Annotated in this window: 17 protein-coding genes and 1 tRNA gene; 5 read left to right on the top strand and 13 right to left on the bottom strand. The window is 66.7% G+C overall.

Annotated elements, in window-relative coordinates; translation table 11 throughout:
* The first annotated feature begins 158 nt into the window (after positions 1–158).
* Entirely contained in the window at positions 159–1,565 is a 1,407-nt protein-coding gene (locus tag BM115_RS05675; RefSeq protein ID WP_092291520.1) for an aminotransferase-like domain-containing protein, read from the top strand.
* Here the strand turns inward: BM115_RS05675 and BM115_RS05670 are convergent.
* A complete protein-coding gene (locus tag BM115_RS05670) occupies positions 1,562–2,971 on the bottom strand; it encodes an amino acid permease (protein ID WP_092291518.1) in 1,410 nt (469 codons plus the stop codon). The genes BM115_RS05675 and BM115_RS05670 overlap by 4 nt on opposite strands.
* 150 nt (positions 2,972–3,121) lie before the next feature.
* Here BM115_RS05670 and BM115_RS05665 point away from each other — a divergent pair, with 150 nt between their 5' ends.
* Positions 3,122–3,538 carry a WapI family immunity protein gene (locus BM115_RS05665; RefSeq protein WP_143093860.1) on the top strand — a complete coding sequence of 139 codons (417 nt, stop codon included), beginning with the start codon at positions 3,122–3,124 and terminating at the stop codon, positions 3,536–3,538.
* A 91-nt stretch (positions 3,539–3,629) separates the two neighbouring features.
* On the opposite strand, the gene BM115_RS05660 is transcribed toward BM115_RS05665, so the two are convergent.
* Together BM115_RS05660 and BM115_RS05655 are read right to left on the bottom strand one after the other, a co-directional pair.
* Positions 3,630–5,156, bottom strand: a complete 1,527-nt coding sequence (locus BM115_RS05660; RefSeq protein ID WP_092291514.1) for a CoA-acylating methylmalonate-semialdehyde dehydrogenase — start codon at positions 5,154–5,156, stop codon at positions 3,630–3,632.
* A 43-nt stretch (positions 5,157–5,199) separates the two neighbouring features.
* Positions 5,200–6,531, bottom strand: coding sequence for an omega-aminotransferase AptA (locus BM115_RS05655; RefSeq protein ID WP_092291512.1), 1,332 nt, complete (start codon positions 6,529–6,531; stop codon positions 5,200–5,202).
* A 299-nt stretch (positions 6,532–6,830) separates the two neighbouring features.
* On the opposite strand from BM115_RS05655, the gene BM115_RS05650 reads away from it, so the two are divergent.
* Positions 6,831–8,264 (top strand): aminotransferase-like domain-containing protein, encoded by a 1,434-nt coding sequence (locus tag BM115_RS05650; protein ID WP_092291510.1) that lies wholly within the window; start codon positions 6,831–6,833, stop codon positions 8,262–8,264.
* An 11-nt stretch (positions 8,265–8,275) separates the two neighbouring features.
* Here BM115_RS05650 and BM115_RS05645 read toward each other — a convergent pair whose 3' ends face one another.
* Both BM115_RS05645 and BM115_RS05640 read right to left on the bottom strand, forming a co-directional pair.
* The gene (locus tag BM115_RS05645; protein WP_255370706.1) at positions 8,276–8,863 is read right to left on the bottom strand and encodes an acyloxyacyl hydrolase; all 588 of its coding nucleotides are present in this window, start codon (positions 8,861–8,863) and stop codon (positions 8,276–8,278) included.
* A gap of 445 nt (positions 8,864–9,308) precedes the next feature.
* On the bottom strand, positions 9,309–10,187 hold the full coding sequence (locus BM115_RS05640; RefSeq protein ID WP_092291506.1) for an alpha/beta fold hydrolase: 879 nt from the start codon (positions 10,185–10,187) through the stop codon (positions 9,309–9,311).
* 171 nt (positions 10,188–10,358) lie between these two features.
* Between BM115_RS05640 and BM115_RS05635 the strand changes: the two genes are divergently transcribed.
* Entirely contained in the window at positions 10,359–11,276 is a 918-nt protein-coding gene (locus BM115_RS05635) for a LysR family transcriptional regulator (protein WP_092291504.1), read from the top strand.
* A gap of 106 nt (positions 11,277–11,382) precedes the next feature.
* Positions 11,383–12,384, top strand: a complete 1,002-nt coding sequence (gene dmeF / locus BM115_RS05630) for a CDF family Co(II)/Ni(II) efflux transporter DmeF (protein ID WP_092291502.1) — start codon at positions 11,383–11,385, stop codon at positions 12,382–12,384.
* 15 nt (positions 12,385–12,399) lie between these two features.
* Here dmeF and BM115_RS05625 read toward each other — a convergent pair whose 3' ends face one another.
* The 8 genes from BM115_RS05625 to glmS all read right to left on the bottom strand — a co-directional run bounded on the left by BM115_RS05625 (position 12,400) and on the right by glmS (position 20,971).
* On the bottom strand, positions 12,400–13,383 hold the full coding sequence (locus BM115_RS05625; RefSeq protein ID WP_092291500.1) for a quinone oxidoreductase family protein: 984 nt from the start codon (positions 13,381–13,383) through the stop codon (positions 12,400–12,402).
* A gap of 93 nt (positions 13,384–13,476) precedes the next feature.
* On the bottom strand, positions 13,477–13,920 hold the full coding sequence (locus BM115_RS05620) for a GNAT family N-acetyltransferase (protein ID WP_092291498.1): 444 nt from the start codon (positions 13,918–13,920) through the stop codon (positions 13,477–13,479).
* 353 nt (positions 13,921–14,273) lie between these two features.
* A tRNA-Cys gene (locus BM115_RS05615) sits at positions 14,274–14,348 on the bottom strand.
* Positions 14,349–14,451: 103 nt separating this feature from the next.
* Entirely contained in the window at positions 14,452–14,940 is a 489-nt protein-coding gene (bfr, locus tag BM115_RS05610; protein ID WP_092291496.1) for a bacterioferritin, read from the bottom strand.
* Positions 14,941–15,192: 252 nt separating this feature from the next.
* Positions 15,193–15,648, bottom strand: a complete 456-nt coding sequence (locus BM115_RS05605; RefSeq protein ID WP_092291494.1) for a PA2169 family four-helix-bundle protein — start codon at positions 15,646–15,648, stop codon at positions 15,193–15,195.
* Between the two features lie 177 nt (positions 15,649–15,825).
* Positions 15,826–16,422, bottom strand: coding sequence for a GTP cyclohydrolase II (gene ribA / locus BM115_RS05600; protein WP_092291492.1), 597 nt, complete (start codon positions 16,420–16,422; stop codon positions 15,826–15,828).
* A 236-nt stretch (positions 16,423–16,658) separates the two neighbouring features.
* On the bottom strand, positions 16,659–18,881 hold the full coding sequence (locus BM115_RS27550; RefSeq protein WP_092291490.1) for a catalase: 2,223 nt from the start codon (positions 18,879–18,881) through the stop codon (positions 16,659–16,661).
* Positions 18,882–19,132: 251 nt separating this feature from the next.
* Positions 19,133–20,971, bottom strand: coding sequence for a glutamine--fructose-6-phosphate transaminase (isomerizing) (gene glmS / locus BM115_RS05590; protein ID WP_092291488.1), 1,839 nt, complete (start codon positions 20,969–20,971; stop codon positions 19,133–19,135).
* Between the last annotated feature and the right edge of the window lie 35 nt (positions 20,972–21,006).

Raw genomic sequence — 21,006 nt, 5'->3', positions numbered from 1 at the left:
CCCGACGGAGCGGCGTCGAAGGACAACGCGGACGCCTCCGCCACGCTTCCATTATTCATGGCGAGGATTACAATCCCATGCACAGTTCCGAACAGTTTTCGATGAACTGTTCAGTAGTTTTTGCTGACAGTTCGCCGCCACCCCCCGCCGCCCCCGCCATGAAGCTCGTCCTCGACCCCTCCACCGGTGTACCGCTGACCGAGCAGATCGTGCTCGCCGTCAAAGCCTGGATCAGTTCGCGCGAGGCACTGCCCGGCGCCCGCCTGCCATCGATCCGCCAGCTGGCCGCCGAGCACAACATCAGCCGCTTCCCGGTCATCGAGGCCTACGACCGACTGGTCTCGCAGGGCCTGCTCGATTCACGGCAGGGCTCGGGCTTCTATGTGGCGGACAGCACGCTGGCCGGCCGCAGCGGCCGGGGCTGGTCCGACCCGAGCCTGGCCGAAGACCTGTCGGTCCATATCATCGACCAGTTCCACCACCCCAGCGGCGCGCTGAAGCTGGCTGGCGGCTTCGTGCCCGAGGAATGGCGCGATGTGGAGGGGCTGACGCAGGCCATCCGCCATATCACCCGGCATGACATCGACAGTGTGATCCACTACGCCACGCCGCTCGGCCACCCGGAGCTGCGCAAGCAAGTGCTCACGCGCGTGCGGCAGGTGGGCGTGCAGGCCGAGCTGTCGCAGGTGCTGATCACCACTGGGGCCAGCCAGGCGCTCGACCTCGTCGTGCGGCACCTGCTCAAGCCTGGCGACACCGTGTTCGTCGAAGACCCCGGCTACTACAACCTGTTCGGCCTGCTGCGGCTGCACGGCGTGCAGCTGGTGGGCGTGCCGCACACCCCGAACGGCCCCGACCCGGAAGCCTGCGAGCGCCTGCTGCGCGACCACAAGCCCAAGCTGTTCTTCACCAACAGCATTCTCCAGAACCCCACTGGCTCCACGCTGACGCCCCCGGTGGCGTTCCGCCTGCTCGAACTGGCGCGCAAGCACAACTTCCGCTTCGTCGAGGACGACATCTTCTCGGACTTCCAGCTCACGTTCACCGACCGGCTGGCCACGCTCGATCAGCTCGAGCACGTCATCTATATAGGCGGATTCTCAAAGACCGTGTCGGCGGCGCTGCGCGTGGGCTACCTCGTGGCCGACAAGGCGCTGGTCAAGGACCTGATCGACGTGAAGGTGTTGACCAGCGTGGCCGGCTCGCATTTCGCCGAAGCCGTGACGGCGACAATGCTGGAACGCGGCGCCTATCGCAAATATGTGGAGCGGCTGCGCGTGCGCACCCGCGAGGTCACCGCCGATGCGGTGAAGATCCTCGGCGAGAGCAACTGGGACGTGTTCTGCGAGCCTGCGGGCGGCAACTTCCTGTGGGCCCGGCCGCGCGGCATGGCCGACTCGCGCGACCTCGTCACGCTCGGCGAGCAGTACGGGATCGCGCTGGCGCCGGGGCACTTCTTCCGCCCGGCCGGCGAGACCACGCCCTGGGTGCGCATCAACTCGGCCTATGCTGGGGAAGCGCGCTCGCGCGCGTTCCTGGCCGATGCCGGATCGCGAGACAGCTAGCCCTCCGCGTCGCCGCCGTGGTTGTGCAGCACGGCGTTGCGGCGCGAGTAGGCGAAGTAGACCACCAGCCCGAGCGCGAGCCAGCACAGGAAGGCGACCCACGTCAGCCATTGCAGGTGCGCCATCAGGAACAGGCAGAAACCCACCGCCAGCAGCGGCACCACGGGCACGCCGGGGCAGTGGAAGCCGCGCGGCAGGTCCGGCCGGGTGCGGCGCAGCACCAGGATGGCAATCGAGATCAGCGTGAAGGCTGCCAGCGTGCCGATATTGATCAGCTCGGCCAGCACGTTCAGCGGCACAAAGCCGGCGATGGCGGCGAAGATCAGCCCGACCGTCCAGGTGGCGACGAACGGCGTGGCGTGCACGGGATGGACGGCCGAGAGCGCCTCGGGCAGCAGCCCATCGCGCGACATCGCAAAGATGATCCGCGTCTGCCCGTAGGTCATGACGAGGATCACCGTGGTCATGCCGAGGATGGCGCCGAGATCGACAAACCCCGCCACCCAGTTCTGCCCGGCGTACTGGAGCGCCAGCGACACCGGGTGATCGACCCCCGCGAACTTCGCGTACGGCACGATGCCGGTCATGATGGCGGCCACCACCACATAGAGAATGGTGCAGACCGCCAGCGAGCCGATGATGCCGATCGGCAGGTCCCGGCGCGGGTTGCGCACCTCCTCCGCCGCCGAAGTCACCGCGTCGAAGCCGATGAAGGCGAAGAACACCAGCGCGGCGGCGTTGAAGATGCCGGTCATGCCGAACGGCGCGAACGGCTCCCAGTTGACCGGCCGCACATGCCACACGCCCACGACGATAAACAGGAGCACCACGCTGACCTTGATCGCCACCATCACGTTGTTGAGCCGCGCCGACTCGCGCACGCCGTAAGACACCACCCAGGTAATCGCCAGCACGATCAGCACGGCCGGCAGGTTCAGCATGGTCTCCACACCGGGCACCGCCCCCGGCGCCGCCGTGAGCGCCACGGGTAGCCGAATCCCGAATCCGGCCACCAGCGACTGGAAGTACCCCGACCACCCCACCGACACCGCCGACGTGGCCAGCCCATATTCGAGCAGCAGATCCCACCCGATCATCCACGCCACGATCTCCCCCAGCGTGGCGTAGCTATAGGTATAGATCGACCCCGACACTGGGATGGCCGACGCAAACTCGGCATAGCAAAGCGCCGCAAACCCGCACGCCATCGCCGCGATCACGAACGACACCGTCAACGCCGGCCCCGCCGTGAGCGCCCCGGTCCCCGTCAACACGAAGATCCCGGTGCCGATGATGGCGCCAATCCCCATCATCACCAGATCCACAGGCCCGAGCACCTTGCGCAACCCGTCGTGCGCGCTGACCTCGAGCATGGCATCGATGTTCTTGGTGCGAAACAGACTCATGGCGAGGGCTCCGACGGGGGTGGGTCAGATCATTGTTGTGCTTGGGGACGGTTTGGGGAAGGGGAATATCGGCTGGGTCTCTCGCACGCATTGACTCCCTCTGATGACATTTTCAACATTTCAGTGCGTTGCGCTATGTACTATTGGCCCATGCTGACCCTTGACACAGACGACTTCAAGCTTCAAATCAGGCCGGTTTCCGCGCGGCGTGAGGAACCGGGAGGACCCTATCTCGAATGGATCGATGTCCAGATCGACTTGACTGCCCCGGGCATTCGCGCCGAGGGGGCATGGAGTGTCATGCCTGGGGAATTGCGGCAGTTTCAACAACAGCTGGAGACCATGCAAACCCAACTCCAGGTGGGACAAACAGCCGAGTTGGCAGGTGTTGAAGCTGGCTTTTCGCTGATATTGCGAACGCTTGATCAAGGGCAGATCATTGGCGACTGGCGGTTTCAGCCAGCACCACCCGTTGGCGCATGGATTACAGGGCAATGTGGGCTGGATCAGTCCTTCCTAGGCGAACTTCTGCGGGGCGTCGATGCTCTGCTGTCATTTGCTGGTTAAGCGAACGTCAAAAGAGACTAGCCCCCAAGAATAAAAAACGGCAGGGTCAAAACCCTGCCGTTTCGCACTTCTACGACCTTTCCCTACACCCTCACTTCGCCACCGGCATCGTGAATTCGGCGCCCTTGCCGATACTGTCGGGCCAGCGCTGCATGATGCTCTTGTAGCGCGTGTAGAACCGCACGCCTTCCTCGCCGTAGGCGTGGTGGTCGCCGAACAGGGAGCGCTTCCAGCCGCCGAACGAGTGCCAGGCCATGGGGACTGGAATCGGCACGTTGATGCCCACCATGCCGACCTGGATCTGGCGCGAGAATGCCCGGGCGATGCCACCGTCGCTGGTGTAGCACGACACGCCGTTGCCGAATTCGTGGCGGTTGATCAGGTCCACGGCTTCGGCGAAGTCGTGCACGCGCACCACGGACAGCACCGGGCCGAAGATCTCTTCCTTGTAGATCGTCATGTCCGGCTTCACGTGGTCGAACAGCGTGCCGCCGACGAAGAAGCCGCCGTCGTGGCCGTCCACCTTGTGGCCGCGCCCGTCCGTGACCAGCGTGGCGCCTTCGGCCTCGCCCTTGGCGATGTAGCCCTCGACCTTGGCCTTGTGCACGCCAGTCACCAGCGGGCCCATTTCGGCGTCGGCGTCCATGCCGTTGCGGATCTTCAGCGCGCGGGCGCGTTCGGCCAGGCGCGGCACGAGCTTGTCGGCCACGTCGCCCACCGCCACCGCGACCGAGATCGCCATGCAGCGCTCGCCGGCGGAGCCGTAGGCGGCACCGATCAGCGCGTCCACGGCCTGGTCCAGGTCCGCGTCCGGCATCACCACGAGGTGGTTCTTGGCGCCGCCCAGCGCCTGCACGCGCTTGCCGTGCTTGGTGCCTTCCGTGTAGATGTACTCGGCGATCGGCGTGGAGCCGACGAACGACAGCGCCTGCACGTCCGGGTGGGCCAGCAGCGCGTCCACGGCGGTCTTGTCGCCCTGCACCACGTTGAACACGCCATCGGGCAGGCCGGCCTGCTTGAGCAGGTCGGCGATCAGCAGGCTTGGCGAGGGGTCGCGCTCGGACGGCTTGAGCACGAAGGTGTTGCCGCAGGCCAGCGCCACCGGGAACATCCACATCGGCACCATCACCGGGAAGTTGAACGGCGTGATGCCGGCCACCACGCCCAGCGGCTGGCGCAGGTTCCAGTTGTCGATGCCGCCGCCGATGTTGTCGGTGAAGTCGGTCTTGAGCAGGTTGGGGATGCCGCAGGCGAACTCCACCACCTCGATACCGCGCGTGACCTCGCCCTTGGCGTCCGAAAACACCTTGCCGTGCTCGCGCGTGATCAGCGCGGCCAGGTCGTCATGATGCTTGTCCAGCAGTTCCTTGAACTTGAACAGGATGCGCGCGCGGCGCAGCGGGGCCAGTTCGGACCATGCCGGAAACGCTGCCTTGGCGGCGGCCACGGCGGCACCGACGTCTTCGGCGCTGCCCAGCGCCACGCGCGCAGCCACCTCGCCGGTGGCGGGGTTGAATACCTCGGCGAAACGGCCGGTACCCTCGGCGGCGGCGCGGCGGACGCTACCGCCGATGTAGTGATGGATTTCGGCGATCTGCCGGTTTTCAGCGATGTTCACTGCGTCTTCCTCTCAGTCTGTCTTGGCGAGCCCCTGTACGGGCTTATTGCACGTCGTTCAGCACTTGCCTGACGGTATCGAACAACTGGTCGATCTCTGCCTCGGAAATGATCAGCGGCGGCGAGAACGCCAGGATGTCGCCGGTGTAGCGCACCAGCACGCCGCGCTCGAGGCATTTCAGGAAGGCCTCGTAGGCGCGCGCGCCCGGTTGGCCGGGGCGCGACTCCAGCTCCACGCCGGCTACCAGCCCCAGGTTGCGGATGTCCTTCACATGCGGCGCACCGCGCAGGCCATGCACGGCCGACTCGAACTTCGGCGCCAGTTCGGCGGCACGGCCGAACAGGTTGTCACGCTGGTACAGGTCCAGCGTGGCGATAGCCGCCGCGCACGCCAGCGGATGGCCGGAATAGGTATAGCCGTGCAGCAGCTCGATGCCGTTCGGCGCGCCGGCGTTGACCACGGTGTCGTGCACGTCGCGGCGCACAGCCACGGCGCCCATCGGCACAGCGGCGTTGTTGATGGCCTTCGCCATCGTGATCAGGTCCGGCGTCACGTTGAAGCGCTCGGCGGCGGTGGCGGTGCCAAGGCGGCCGAACGCCGTGATGACCTCATCGAAAATCAGCAAAATGCCATGCTTGCTCGTGATCTCGCGCAGCTTCTCGAGATAGCCGACCGGCGGCACCAACACGCCTGCCGAACCCGCCAGCGGCTCGACGATCACGGCGGCCACGTTCGAGGCATCGTGCAGCGCGATGATGCGCTCGAGTTCATCGGCCAGGTGGGCGCCCCACTGCGGCTGGCCCTTCGAGTACGCAGCCTCGGCGATGTTCAGCGTGGCCGGCAGGTGGTCCGTGCCCGGCATCAGGTTGGCCGACCAGGTCTTGCGATTCGGGCCGATGCCACCCACGGCCATACCGCCGAAGCCCACGCCGTGGTACCCGCGCTCGCGGCCGATGATGCGCGTGCGCTGGCCTTCGCCCCGCGCGCGGTGGTAGGCCAGGGCGATCTTCAGCGCCGTATCGACCGACTCCGAACCCGAGTTCGTGAAGAAAATGCGATCCAGCGTCTTCGGCATGATCGCGGCCAGCTTGGTGGCAGCCTCGAACGAGAGCGGATGGCCCATCTGGAACGGCGGCGCGTAGTCCAGCGTGGCGGCCTGCCGGGCGATGGCATCGACGATTTCCTTGCGGCCATGGCCGGCGGCCACGCACCAGAGGCCGGCACAGCCGTCCAGGACCTTGCGGCCGTCGTGGGTGGTGTAGTACATGCCGCTGGCCGAGGCCAGCAGGCGCGGGGCGGCCTTGTACTGGCGATTGGCGGTGAACGGCATCCACAGGGCATCCATATCGGGGATCACGGTCTTGGCGGCGTCCATACTTTCTCCTCAGCAATCAGGGGTAGGGGGCGCGGAGCGAAGCGCCCCGGCACGGATTCCGGCAACTCTACCGGCGCGGTCGGGCCGCACGAATATACGGTCGGGAGATCGCTGCCTTACCGTACAGTGTAGACAGCCTCGACTGTACAGGTAGCGGGTTGGGGCGCAAAGCCACGCGGCGGCCCGGATCGACGGTGATACGGCGCTTCACCGCTGCACCGCACCAATGGGAAAGGTGCCCGGTCGCGCGGCGCGGTAGCCAGTACACTGTACAGGTTTCGCGCCCTGCCGAGTGCCTGATGCTTAACCTGAACCTCGTCCGCAGCCGCCGTGGCGGCGACACCCTGACCGAACAGATCGTGGCCGGCATCGCCGCGCTGGTGGACCGCCGCGCGCTGCGTGCCGGCACCCCCCTGCCCTCGGTGCGCCGCTTTGCGCAGCAGCACAACGTCAGCACGTTCACGGTGGCGGAAGCCTACGGCCGGCTGACCGCGCTGGGCTACCTCGCGGCGCGCCCCGGCTCCGGCTACACGGTGGCGCACCGCCACGCGCCGGCCGGCCATGCCCGCGCGCCCCACTGGGAGGCGCCGGGGCTCAACGCCGCCTGGCTGCTTTCCGATGTGTTCGCCGACCATTCCGTGCCGATCAAGGCCGGCGCGGGCTGGCTGCCGGGCGACTGGCTCAACGAGGAAGGGCTGCACCAGGCCATGCGCAGCGCCGCGCGCGTGCCGGCCGCGCAGGTCTCGGGCTACGGCCATCCCTATGGCTTCGCGCCGCTGCGCGAGCACATCGCCGCGCATATGAGCCAGTACGGCATGCCGGTGCAGGCGCAGCAGGTGGTGCTGACCCAGGGCGCCACGCAGGCGCTGGACCTCGTGGTGCGCACGCTGCTGCGCCCTGGGGACACGGTCCTCGTGGAAGCGCCCTGCTATTGCAATCTATTGCAGATCCTGCGGCTGGCCGGGTTGCGCGTAGTGGGCGTGCCGCGCACGGCGGCCGGGCTCGATACCGACGCGCTCGAAGACGCCATCCGCCAGCACACCCCGCGCGCGCTGTTCGTCAACACGGTGTTGCAGAACCCCACCGGCGCCAGCCTGACGAGCATGAACGCCTTCCGCGTGCTGCAACTGGCCGAACAGCACCGGCTGCTGGTGGTGGAGGACGATATCTACCGCGAACTGGCTCCGGCCGGCTCGCCGATGCTGGCGGCGATGGACGGCCTCTCGCAGGTGGTCTACGTGAACGGATTTTCGAAGACCATCACGCCGTCGCTGCGCGTGGGCTACCTCGCGGCGAGCCCGGATCTGGCGAAGGCTTTCGCGCGGACCAAGATGGCGGTGGGACTGACCTCGTCCGAGGTCACGGAGCGACTGGTGTATTCCGTACTGACCAGCGGCCACTATGGCCGCCACGTGGCGGCTTTGGCCGAACGGCTACGCGCGCAACAGGATCGCGTGACGGAAAAGATGGAAGCGCACGGGCTGGAGGTGCTGCTGCGGCCCGAAGGGGGGATGTTCGCCTGGGCGCGGCTGCGGGGCGACGACGCGCCGCCCGCAAGCCGCCTCGCCACGCTGGCGCTGGACCACGGCATCTGGCTGGCACCGGGCTCGTACTTCGAGCCCGATGAGACCGATTCCCCGTGGATCCGCTTCAACGTGGCGACGAGCGACGCCCCGGCATTGTGGACATTCTTCGAGGCCTGCCGCGCCGGCCAACTGCCGCGCGCGGCCTAGCCTGAGACGCCTCAGAAGCGGTAACGCACGTACCCGGTGTAGAAGTTGCTGCCCGGGTTCGGCCCCTTGATGCTGGCGTTGGAGATGTGCTGGAAGCGGAAGCCCGCTTCCGTGTTGGCATTCTTGCCGAAGCCCACGCCGATACCGACCATGTCGGAGAACTGGAACGCCGTGCCCGAACGGTGTTCGTCGGACGTGCCGGTGTGGGACTGCACGCGCAGCCCCACCGACGCCTCGGCGAACGGCACGAAATAGCCACCGCGCTTTTCCACGCGCAGGATCGGCGATACGCCAAACTCGAACAGGTTCTGCTGGTTGGTGCCGCTACGTGCATCCCATCCGGCGACGTTGAATTCGCCCTGCAGGCGGAACAGCCAGCCTTGCGGATTGCCGTACTGGATCGGGGTGTTGAAGTTCAGCCCGAGTTCGTATTTGTTGATGTTATGGCCAGGATCACGGCCATAGGCCACGTGCACGGCGGGATGGCTCCAGCCAACCAGTTCCTCGGCGCTGGCGGCCGACGTGGCGCCCGCGGCCAGCGCGGCAACGGCAAGAGTCCGGGTGATAAACAGGGTACGAGCGGAGAGGGCGGAATGCATGCGGCGTTCTTGTTGTTCTGTCTTCATGAGGAGGACTACGAAGAGAGATGGCTCGACAACACAACTCGGCGCGATTGACGGGCCCTGCCCGCTTCCGAGAAGGAACGCGGGCGATCAGGCCCAGAGTCGCTCGACCAACCAGCTCGCGGCAACGCAAATTCCGAGCCAGACGGCGAGGCAACCTGCAATAAATCGGTACGTCATTGTGGAAAGGGACTTCTGAGGGGGTCTTGGAATGGAAATGTGCGCGGATTATACATCCATCCGTGAATGTATGTTTGCCCCGAACTCTGCCGAGTCAAACACTGCGCAGTCAGACCATGCCAAAAGTCCTCAGTTCGTCATAATGCCAGTGAGCGGCGAACCGTGCACTGTGCCGAGCGCGGCGGATCGTACAACACACTGTTCCCCCGACGCACACAATCTGTGCCGATAACGACGCCCGTCAGCCGCGCAGGAACGGCAGCACTTCCGCAAGTAGCTGTTCCGGCACTTCCTCCGCAATATAGTGACCGCTCGGCAAGGCATGACCCGTCACCCGGCGGGCCACCTTGCGCCACTCCTCCAGCGGCTGGAAGCACTTGCCGACCGCACCGTCGGCGCCCCACAGGGCCAGCATTTCGCACTCCACCTGGCGTCCGGCCTCGGCGTCGGCGCGATCATGCTCCAGGTCGATGCCGGCGCTGGCGCGATAGTCCTCGCACAGGCCGTGGGCGGCGCCGGGCAGCTTCAGGCAGCGCAGGTACTCGGCCAGCGCGGCCTCGGTGAACGGGGCGAGGCCGGCGCTGCGCGAGCCCATGGTCTGGCGCAGGTAGAGGTCGGGGTCGGCCTCGATCAGCGTTTCGGGGAACGGGGTGGGCCGGATCAGGAAGAACCAGTGCCAGTAGGCGCGCGCGAAGGCTTCCGAGGTCTGGGCATACATCGCCAGCGTCGGGGCGATGTCCAGCGTGACGAGCTTTTCCACGGCCTGCGGGTGGTCGAGCGCCAGCCGGTGCGCCACGCGTGCCCCGCGATCATGCGCCAGCACGCGGAACCGCTCGAAGCCGAGCGCCCGCATCACCGCCATCTGGTCGGCCGCCATGGTCCGCTTGCTGTAGTTCGCGTGATCCGGCAGGCCGACGGGCTTGTCGCTGTCGCCATAGCCACGCAGGTCCGTGGCCACCACCGTGAAATGCCGGGCCAGCTCGCCAGCCACCTTGTGCCAGATCACATGCGTTTGCGGATGGCCATGCAGCAGCAGCAGCGGCGGGCCCTCCCCGCCGACCACGGCGTGAATCGCCACGCCCTGGCTGTCGATCCGGTGTGTTCTGAATCCTTCAAACATCGGCTGTCTCCTTGGTCCTTGATGCGTCGATGCGTCAATGTGGCAAGCCGTGCCATGGTAGTCGCCGCGCATGGGATGCGCATCGGCGGGCAGTGTAATCGCGGAATCCATCGCTATAATTGCGCGAACCGAACTTCATTCGTGCGCTCGATTCACGAATTGCCGCCACCCATGGACACCTTCTCGGATCTCGCCTTCTTCGTCCTGCTGGTCAAGCGCGGCAGCCTCGCCGGCGCGGCGCAGCAGCTTGGCGTCACGCCCTCGGCCGCCAGCAAGCGGCTGGCGGCGCTGGAGGCGCGGCTGGGCGTGCGACTGCTCAACCGCACCACGCGCCGGCTGTCGGTCACGCCCGAGGGCGAGTCCTACCTGGCCCAGGGCGGGCGCATCCTGGCCGAGCTGGAGGAACTCGAACAGGGCCTCGGCGGCAGCCGGGTGGCGCCGCGCGGGCTGCTACGGGTGAACGCGACGCTCGGATTCGGCAGGCGCCACATCGCCCCGCTGGTCAGCGACTTCCTGCAGGTCTATCCCGATGTCGAAGTCCAACTGCAACTGACCGACCGGGCGATGAACCTTGCCGAGGAAGGCTACGACGTCGGCATCCTCCTCGGCGACCTGCCCGATGCGCGGCTCAACGCCCGCCTGCTCGCGCCGAACCGCCGGCTGCTGTGCGCGTCGCCGGCCTACCTCGCGCGGCACGGCGAGCCGGCCTCGCCGCGCGCATTGCAACAGCATCGTTGCATTGTGATCCGCGAGAGCGAATCGGCCTACGGCACGTGGCATCTCCAGTCGGCCGGCCGGCAGGAGACCGTGAAGGTGCGCGGCCATGCCGCGACCAACGATGGCGAGGCGGCGGCGAACTGGGCGCTCCAGGGGCATGGCATCGTGCTGCGTTCGGAGTGGGAGGTGGCGCCGCTGCTGCGCTCGGGCCGGCTGCGGCAGGTGCTGGCCGACTGGGCCTCGCCGCCGGCGGACATCTACGCCGTGTATCTCACGCGCGACAAACTTTCGGCCCGCGTGCGTGCCTTTGTCGACTTTCTGGCCGAACGGCTCGGCGCGTACGAGCAGACCGCGCCCTATCACGGCTGGTAGCCGGCGCGGCTACCCCTGCCGGCGGCAGGGTGGCGGGTGACCGGGCGCGCCATGACTGGTACGCTTGGGCAGCGCCCCCCCAAACCACTCCAGACTCCCTCCCGACATGCACACGCACGATCTGTCCGCGTGGACCCATTCCCACGTCTTCAATGCCGGCAATCCGGCAGCCGAGCGCAGCACGCGCCTGGTCATGTGGATCACGCTCGCCACCATGGTGGTGGAGATTGCCGCCGGCCTCTGGTTCAACTCGATGGCCCTGCTGGCGGACGGCTGGCACATGAGTTCCCACGCGCTGGCGATCGGCCTCTCGGCCTTCGCCTACGCCGCCGCGCGCCGGCTGGCCAACGATGCCCGCTTCACCTTCGGCACGTGGAAGATCGAGGTGCTGGCGGCCTTCGCCAGTTCCATCGTCCTGCTGGGCGTGGCCGCGCTGATGATCGCCGGCTCGGTCGAACGGCTATTCACCCCGCAGGCCATCCACTACCAGGAGGCGATGGCCGTCACCACCATCGGCCTGCTCGTGAACCTGGGCTGCGCGTTCATCCTCGGCGGCGCGCACCATCACGGGCACGATCATGGCCATGCGCATGCGCACGATCACCACGGACATGCCGATCACCATCATCACGACATCAACCTGCGTTCGGCCTATATCCACGTGATTGCCGATGCGGCCACCTCGGTGCTGGCCATCGTGGCGCTGGCCGGCGGCTGGTGGCTGGGCTGGAGCTGGCTCGATCCGGTGATGGGGCTGGTGGGCGCGGCGCTGGTCGGTCGCTGGGCGATCGGGCTGATGCGGCAGAGCGGCACGGTGCTGCTGGACCGCGAGATGGACCACCCTGTTGTGGACGAAGTGCGAGAGGTGCTGGCCGAGTTCCAGCACGGAGAAGACGGCACGCGCGTGACCGACCTGCACGTCTGGCGCGTGGGCCGCGAGCAGTTCGCCTGCATCGCCAGCCTGGTCACGCACGACGCCACGCTCACGCCGCAGCGCGTGCGGCAGGCGCTATCGATCCATGAGGAGCTGGCCCACGTGAGCGTGGAGATCAGCCTGTGCGATGACGGGGCACCGCGCCGGGCGGCCCGTCATCGTCATCCGCACTAGTCGAAACCCGTCGAATTACGGCAGCAGCAGGATGGCGCCGGTGGTCTCGCGGCGCTCGGCGGCCTCGTGCGCGCGGGCGACCTCGGCCAGGGGGAAGCGGGCGCCGATCTCCACCTTCACCTGGCCGGCGGCGATGGCATCGAACAGGTCCTTCGCATTGGCGCGGAAGCGGGCCGGGTCCGCGTTGTGCGGGAACACCGAGGGCCGGGTCAGGAACAGGCAGCCCTTCTTGTTCAGGATTTCCGGCTCGATGGCCGGCGCCGGGCCGGACGCCCCGCCGTACAGCACCACCAGTCCGAAGGTCTGGGCGCAATCGAGCGAGCCCATGAAGGTGTCCTTGCCCACGGCGTCGTAGACCACGGTCACGCCCTGGCCGCCGGTGGCGTCGCGCACCTGCTTGACCCAATCCGCCTGCTTGTAGTCGATGGCGATGTCGCAACCCGCCGCGCGGGCGCGCTCGCACTTGGCCGGGCCGCCGGCCGTGCCGATCACGCGCGCGCCGAGCGCCTTCGCCCAGCCGGCCAGGATCTGGCCCACGGCACCGGCGGCGGCGTGGACCAGGACCGTGTCACCGGGCTTCACGGCGTGCGTGTGGCGCACCAGATATTGGGCGGTCATGCCCTTGAAGATCACGGCGGCAGCCTGCTCGTCGCTGAGGTTGTGGGGCAGCTTGACCAGCTTGTCCGCCGGCACGTTGCGCGCTTCGGCGTAGGCGCCGAGGCCGGCGTTCATGTACGCCACGCGATCGCCCACGGCGATGTCCGTCACGCCCGCGCCCACCGCCTCCACCACGCCGGCCGCCTCGTGGCCCAGCCCCGTGCCCACCGGCAGCGGATAGGTGCCGCGGCGCTGGTACACATCGATGAAGTTGAAGCCGATGGCGGTATGCCGCACGCGCGCCTCGCCGGCCGCCGGCGCCGGCAGCTCGACCGGCGTGAGCTGCATCACTTCGGGCGCGCCGAATTCCTGGAGGCGGATGGCACGGACAGTGGTCGTCATGGGGTCTCCCTGGTCAGGCTTGCAGAATTGGAGCCCCGATTATTGTCGCTTTTGTAAAACCTTGCCGAAGGCGGGCCAATCAAGGAAAAACCATCAGGTCAGCACCGCGCACATGCACAACGCGCTGGTGTTGCGCAGGCGCTGGAATTCCTCACTCTCGAGGACTTCTGGGGGCAGCTTGGAGGCGTGGATCAGCGAGAAACCGTAGCGGGCGAAGTAGCTCGGGCAACTCGAGGTCAGGAGCACCGCGCGGCGCGTGCCGTTGGCGCGGGCACGCATCATCACCGCGTTGACGAGGTGGCTGGCCACGCCCTGGTCGCGCCATTCGCGCAGCACGGCCACCGAGCGGACGATGGCCGTATCGCCGAAGCGCTCGGCGCAGGCGCAGCCGACCAGCTCTGACTCCATCAGGGCCACGTGGAACTCGCCCACCAGACGCGGCAGTTCGTCCACCGGCAGGTTGCAGCGCTCGAGCACTGCCGCGATGGCAGGCATATCCGACGGCTGCGCCGCACGCACTCGCAGATCTTTAATCATCGGGAGCCTCTGTTTCTCTCATCGTCTGGGGACGGAAACGCCATGGAAGCCCTGCATGGTGAACCCTGCCTCACGTGCTGACACTTGGTGCACGCGCGGCGAAACATTATCGCAATCGGGGCGCTATATCCACAGGGAAACTCCGCGTTGCGGCGTACTCAACGCTTGCGGCGTATCTGCCTGCGGAACGAGCATGAAATGCGCCAGCGGCTCGGCGTTATCCGCCAAATGCCCGGCAGAAAATGATAGTCCTTCCAGATGACAGATTGGTCAGATCCGGCGAAGGCAATGAACGAGGGAGAACAGGAGGGAAAGCAGGAGGGAAAGCAGGAGGGAAAACGGCAGGAAGGAGATGGAGGCGGGGATACGGAATCGAACCGTCGTAAACGGCTTTGCAGGCCGTCGCATCACCACTCTGCCACCCCGCCCCGGAGTCTGGACGCCCTGGCGGGCGCCTTGCATTCAGTGTGCGGGGCGCAGTGTAGCCGAAGATCTGGAACTCTGCAGAGCGCCTGCCTGCCTGCCTGCCGTCTAGGCGTCGGACTCGCCCAGCTCGCCCATCGCGGATTGCAGGTAGTTCTGCACGCCGACCTTGCGCACGAGTTCCAGCTGCGTCTCGATCCACTCGATGTGGTCCTCGGTGTCCGAGAGGATATCGGTCACCACATCGCGCGACACATAGTCGCTAATCGACTCGAAGTACTTGATGGCATCCTTGCAGCTCGTCTGGGACAGCAACTCCACCTTCAGGTCGCCGCCGAGCATCTCCTCGACGTTCTCCCCGATGAGCAATTTGTCCAGATCCTGGAGGTTGGGCAGGCCGTCGAGCATCAGGATGCGCTCGATCAACTTGTCCGCGTGCTTCATCTCCTCGATGGACTCCTCGTACTCATGCTTGCCCAGCGCGCTCAACCCCCAGTGCCGGTACATGCGCGCGTGCAGGAAATACTGGTTGATCGCGGTCAGCTCGTGACGCAGCTGGCCGTTCAGTAACTGGATAGCTTTCTTGTCGCCTTTCATGACATTGACCCCAAAACGCCTGCACACCACGGTGGACGATTTTCATGTTAATAGCCGAGGCTAGAAGATCAAGCATACATAGGGAAAATCGCGTTAATAAATCCCCTGCCAGACGGGGCTTTACGACACGATGCGGATGATTTTGCGGATGATTGCGATTCCGATTCAGCTACCTTTCGGCACGCGCGAACATAATCCCCAATGTAAAAGGCGCCTCCCTAGGGAAGCGCCTTCGTGCCGATCCGGAAGCGGTTATTCGCCGCTCGCGCGATAGCGGTTACGCAGATCGCGGATCAGGTCGTGGTTACGCAGCACCCCCTGGTACTGGCGCTCGATCAGCGCGCGGATGTCGAAGCTCAGGTCGGTTTCCTGGAGCGCATCGCCATACTTCTTCTTGGCGACGTCTTCGCCCTTCTCGGTTTCCTCGAGGATGGCGAGGTCCGTGCGGTCGGCCACCGCGCTGCGCAGGCTCACCCAGCCGCGATGCAGCGCACCGGCCACGCTGCCGTGGTCCTCGGGCTTGCCGCCGAGGGCCATCACCTGGCTCTGCAACTCGCGCACCGCCGCGCCGCACTCGGTGGCACGGCTTGAGAACAGCGTCTTCAGTTCCGGATTCTTGGCGTCCTCGGCCGCCTTGCGGAAGCCCTCCTCGCCATCGCGCGAGACTTCGATCAAATCGTTCAGTACGGAAACGTTGTTGTCAGCCATTGTTGGACTCCTCTCACATCGGAGGCGCGCCGTGAGGCCACGGCGGCACATCGCGTGGAACATCCCGCGCCATGCCGAGCATGGCGCGGACCTTATATCCACGATAGGAGAGTGGACCCGGACAAGCTGTCGGGAGGCTGCGCAAGCGGTTGTCGGCCTTCGCCTACACCCGCTGAATCAGTCCAGCAGGTGACCCATGCGGGACCGCTTGGTGGCGAGGTATTTCTCGTTTTCGGCGTTGGCGGGCACGATGTGACGCATCTGCTCCGTCACGGCCAGGCCGGCGTCTTCGAGCGCCCGGATCTTGATCGGGTTGTTGCTCATCAGGCGGACCGACTTCACACCCCACTGGCGCAGCATGTCCGCCGCGAACGCGTAGGTGCGGCCGTCGATGGCCTGGCCGAGCGCGAGGTTGGCGTCGACCGTGTCCAGCCCGCCGTCCTGCAGCGCATAGGCGCGGATCTTGTTCGAGAGGCCGATGCCCCGGCCTTCGTGGCCGCGCAGGTAGAGCAGGATGCCGCGGCCTTCCTCGGCAATCTTCTGCATGGCGAGGTCGAGCTGCTCGCCGCAGTCGCAGCGGCACGAGCCGAAGACGTCGCCGGTCAGGCATTCGGAATGCAGGCGGACGAGAACGTTCTCGCCCGAGATGTCTCCCATGGAGAGCGCCAGGTGTTCGGTGCGGCTGTCCACGCCCTGGAAGGCATGGGCGGTGAATTCGCCGTAGCGGGTCGGCAGCCGTGCGGAGCCGATCAGCTCACTTTCTAGGTCTTTCATATTCCTGTGATCGCGGGGGGGCGCCGTGGGGCCCGGGCGCGCATGATGCGGGCCGGGACAGGCGCACTGCGCGCCACCCTGAGGGGGCTGTGGCGCGCGGCATGCCGGCAAGGATACCGCGAAACGCCTCTCGCTATAGGTATCGCTGCAGGTACCCCTATGCCGAGCGGGCACTCTCGGGCGACGGCGGGGTCGCCTGACGAGTGCCCCTTAGGACGCTTTCTCGCCGCCTGCGCTCAGGCGGGAATGCGCATCGCGTCCGGCCGTTGCCACCAGCGATGCTGGCCCACGGCATCGAGGAATTCCCGATGCCGCGCCGGGTCCTCGGTCTTGGCGATCACCACGCCCGGCCCCGCGAAGCCGCCGGCCAGCCCCGCGCAGCGCGCGGCCTCGGCCACCATCACGGCGCCCGAGCCGCCCGCGCCCACGGCCTTGCAGTGCTTGTAGGCCTCCTTGATGAACAGCAGCGCGTCCGGATCCGGCTCGGCGGGGGGCTTGGCCACGTCGGGCACGTACACCGCATCGAACAGCACCGAACCGACCGACGACAGCGCATGGTCCACCGGCAGCGCCGCGCCCTTCGCCGTAGTCACGCTCGCCGCGCGCGGGCCGATGATCTTGAGATTGGCGCGCGCCGCCTCGGCCAGCTTCCTGAGCGAGGCGATGGCAGCGTCGTCCACGCCATCGTTGACCAGCACGGCGATGTTGCGGCCCGTGATGTCGCCCTTTGGCTGGGCGTCCAGGCTCAGCGCGGGCGAGGCCGGTACGCCGTAGTCGTTGATCTGCACGTTCGGCCCGACCGGCTCGACGGGAATCCCGAGCTTCTGCGCCACGCGCTCCGCCAGTTCCACGGCGATATGGTGGATCTGCCCCACCACGCGCGCCCGGATGGCGGGGTCGAAGACCTTTGAGAGTTCGAACGCGTACGCATCGACGATCTGCCTTTTTTCGACGTCGGACTGGCTGCGCCAGAAGAGATTGGCCTGCGAGAAATGATCGGCGAAGGTCTGTGCGCGCATGCGCACCTTCACCGCGCCGTCCTCGGCGGCGGCAGCGAAATGCCGGTAGGCGTCGGCATCGCCGGCCAGGAACGGGCAGCCGCCGCTGACCGAGTTCGGCTGGTAGCTCTCCTTACCCTGCACCACGGTCTGCCGGCCGAAGCCGTCGCGCTGGTTGTTATGCACGGGGCAGAGCGGGCGATTGATCGGAATTTCATGAAAATTCGGCCCGCCGAGCCGCGTGAGCTGGGTATCGGTGTACGAGAACAGCCGCGCCTGCAGCAAGGGATCGTTGGTGAAATCCATGCCCGGCAGGATGTGGCCCGGGTGGAACGCCACCTGCTCGGTTTCGGCGAAGAAGTTGTCCGGGTTGCGGTTCAGCACCATCCGCCCCACGCGCCGCACCGGCGCCAGTTCCTCCGGAATGAGCTTGGTCGGGTCCTGGAGATCGAAGCCGAACTTGAGCATGTCGGTCTCCGGCACCAGCTGCACGCCGAACTCGTATTCGGGAAACTGGCCCGCCTCGATCGAATCGTAGAGGTCGCGCCGGTGGAAATCGGGGTCCTTGCCGTTGATCTTGACCGCCTCGTCCCAGACCAGCGAATGCGCGCCGCCCACCGGCTTCCAGTGGAATTTGACCAGCGTGCCCTGCCCCTCTGCATCGACAAAGCGGAACGTATGCACGCCAAACCCCTCCATCGTGCGGAAACTGCGCGGGATGGCGCGGCCGGACATGGTCCACAGCACCATGTGCATCGACTCGGGCTGGAGGGACACGAAATCCCAGAACGTGTCATGCGCCGACGCGGCCTGCGGGATCTCGTTGTGCGGTTCCGGCTTCACGGAATGGACGAAATCCGGGAACTTGATGCCGTCCTGGATAAAGAACACCGGGATGTTATTGCCGACCAGGTCGAAGTTGCCCTGCCGCGTATAGAACTTGGTGGCGAAGCCGCGCACATCGCGCGCCAGATCGGCGGAGCCGCGCGAGCCGGCCACGGTCGAAAATCGCACGAACACTGGGGTCTTCTGGCCAACCTCGGTGAACAACGCGGCGGTGGTCACGTCAGCCAGCGACTCGGTCAGCTCGAAATAGCCATGGGCCGCCGCGCCGCGCGCGTGGACCACGCGCTCGGGAATGCGCTCGTGGTCGAAGTGCGTGATCTTCTCGCGCAGGTGGAAGTCCTCGAGCAGCGTGGGGCCGCGCAGGCCGAGCTTGAGCGAGTCGTCGTCCTGCGGAATCTGGAGGCCCTGGTTCGTGGTCAGCGTGCGGTCACGGTTCGAGACGAGATTGCCGACCGAGTCCGAACCCAGCTGCTTTGGCCGCTCGGCCAGCCGGTCCGCCACGGCGCGCTCGTAGCTGCCGTCGTTGTTGTTGCCGATGCCTTGTGGCTTGGGCGGCGTGGTGTCGCCTTTCTTGCCGGGTGGCTGGGCGGCGGATGGTGCGGTCTTTTTCGTCATGTGGGGTCCCTCGGTGGCGTTCGGTGGCTGGGTATCGCGGATTGGAGCCGATTGGAGCCTATGGCTTCCGCAGATACCGTGCCACCGGGGGCTCGGCGCGCACCGGCTCCCCGCCAGGCCGCGCCACGTCTGGCAAGCCGGGATTGGGGGCGACAAAAAAAAAGCCACGGTGCGTGCACACCGTGGCTTCCTTTTACATCCGGCTTGTAAAACCGCTTGCCGTGTCTTGCTCTCCGGGCGGCGGCCCCGCCTTATTCCACCGTCACCGACTTAGCCAGATTCCGAGGCTTGTCCACGTCCGTCCCGCGTGCGCAGGCCGTGTGGTAGGCCAGCAGTTGCAGCGGCACCGTGTGCAGGATCGGCGACAGCGCGCCGTAGTGCTCGGGCAGGCGGATCACCTGGATGCCATCGGACGACTGGATATGCGTGTCGGCATCGGCAAACACGTAGAGCCGGCCGCCGCGCGCGCGCACTTCCTGGATGTTGGACTTCAGCTTCTCCAGCAGCGCGTCGTTCGGCGCCACGGTCACCACCGGCATCGCCTCGGTGACCAGCGCCAGCGGGCCGTGCTTCAGCTCGCCGGCCGGGTAGGCTTCCGCGTGGATATATGAGATTTCCTTGAGTTTCAGCGCGCCTTCGAGGGCGATCGGGTAGTGCAGGCCCCGGCCCAGGAACAGCGCGTTCTCGCGGCGCGCGAAGTCTTCCGACCAGGCGATGATCTGCGGCTCCAGCGCCAGCACGCCATGCAGCGCCACGGGCAGGTGGCGCAGGTTGGTCAGCGCGGCGGCCTCTTCTTCCTCGGTCAGCCGGCCGCGTACCTTGGCCAGCGCCAGCGTCAGCATGTACAGCGCGGCGAGCTGGGTCGTAAACGCCTTGGTCGAGGCCACGCCGATCTCGGTGCCGGCACGCGTCAGGAAGCGCATTTCGGTCTCGCGCACCATCGCGCTGGTCGCCACGTTGCAGATGGCCAGCGTGTGGGTGTGGCCGAGGTCGCGGGCATGGCGCAGGGCGGCCATCGTGTCGGCGGTCTCGCCCGACTGGGAGATCACCACCACCAGCGCGCGCGGGTTCGGCACGGTGTCGCGGTAGCGGTATTCGCTGGCCACTTCCACCTGGGTCGGGATCTTCGCCACGGACTCGAGCCAGTACTTGGCCGTGCAGCCCGAGTAGTAGCTGGTGCCGCAGGCCAGGATCAGGATGTTGTCGATGTCGGGAAATACCGCGGCCGCCTTCTCGCCGAACAGTCCGGGCGCGATGGCGACGATGCCTTCCAGCGTGTCGCCCAGCGCGCGCGGCTGCTCGAAGATTTCCTTCTGCATGAAGTGGCGGTACGGGCCCAGCTCGACGGCTGCCGCGTGGGCTTCCACCACGCGCTCCTCGCGCACGACTTCCACGTCGTTCACGTCGCGGATGGTGGCGCCGGCACGGGTCAGCTCCACCACATCGCCCTCTTCCAGATAGACGATGCGGTTGGCGGTGCCGGCCACGGCCAGCGCGTCGGAGGCCAGGAACGATTCGTTCTCGCCCAGCGCCACCACCAGCGGCGAGCCGGCGCGCGCGCCCACCACCACGTCCGGGTTGTCCTTGGCCACCACGGCAATCGCGTAGGCGCCGTGCAGGCGCTTGGTCACCACGCGCACCGAGCCGAACAGGTTGCCGCGCGTGGCGCTGCTCGGGTAGGTGTAGGCCTGGTGGATCAGGTGGGCGACCACCTCGGTGTCGGTCTGCGACTCGAAGCCGTAGCCCACGGCGCGCAGTTCGTCGCGCAGCGGCTCGTAGTTCTCGATGATGCCGTTGTGCACCAGCGCGATGGTCTCGTCCGAGAAATGCGGGTGGGCGTTGACCGTATCGGGCTTGCCGTGCGTGGCCCAGCGCGTGTGGGCGATGCCCAGCGTGCCGGCCAGGCCGGACGACTGCGTCTGCGTGTCCAGATCGGCCACGCGCGACACGGTGCGCGCGCGCTCGAGCATCTCGTCGCGCACGATGGCCACGCCGCACGAGTCATAGCCGCGGTACTCCAGGCGACGCAGGCCTTCGATCAGGACCGGAACGATATTGCGCGTGGAAACCGCGCCGACGATGCCACACATCTTGTGAACCCCCCGTTTGGGTTGCCTCGCGCCGC

This window comes from Cupriavidus sp. OV096 (assembly GCF_900115455.1).
Classification (GTDB): domain Bacteria; phylum Pseudomonadota; class Gammaproteobacteria; order Burkholderiales; family Burkholderiaceae; genus Cupriavidus.
Note: the sequence above shows the minus strand (reverse complement) of the source record. Positions and strands in the feature narration are given on the sequence as shown.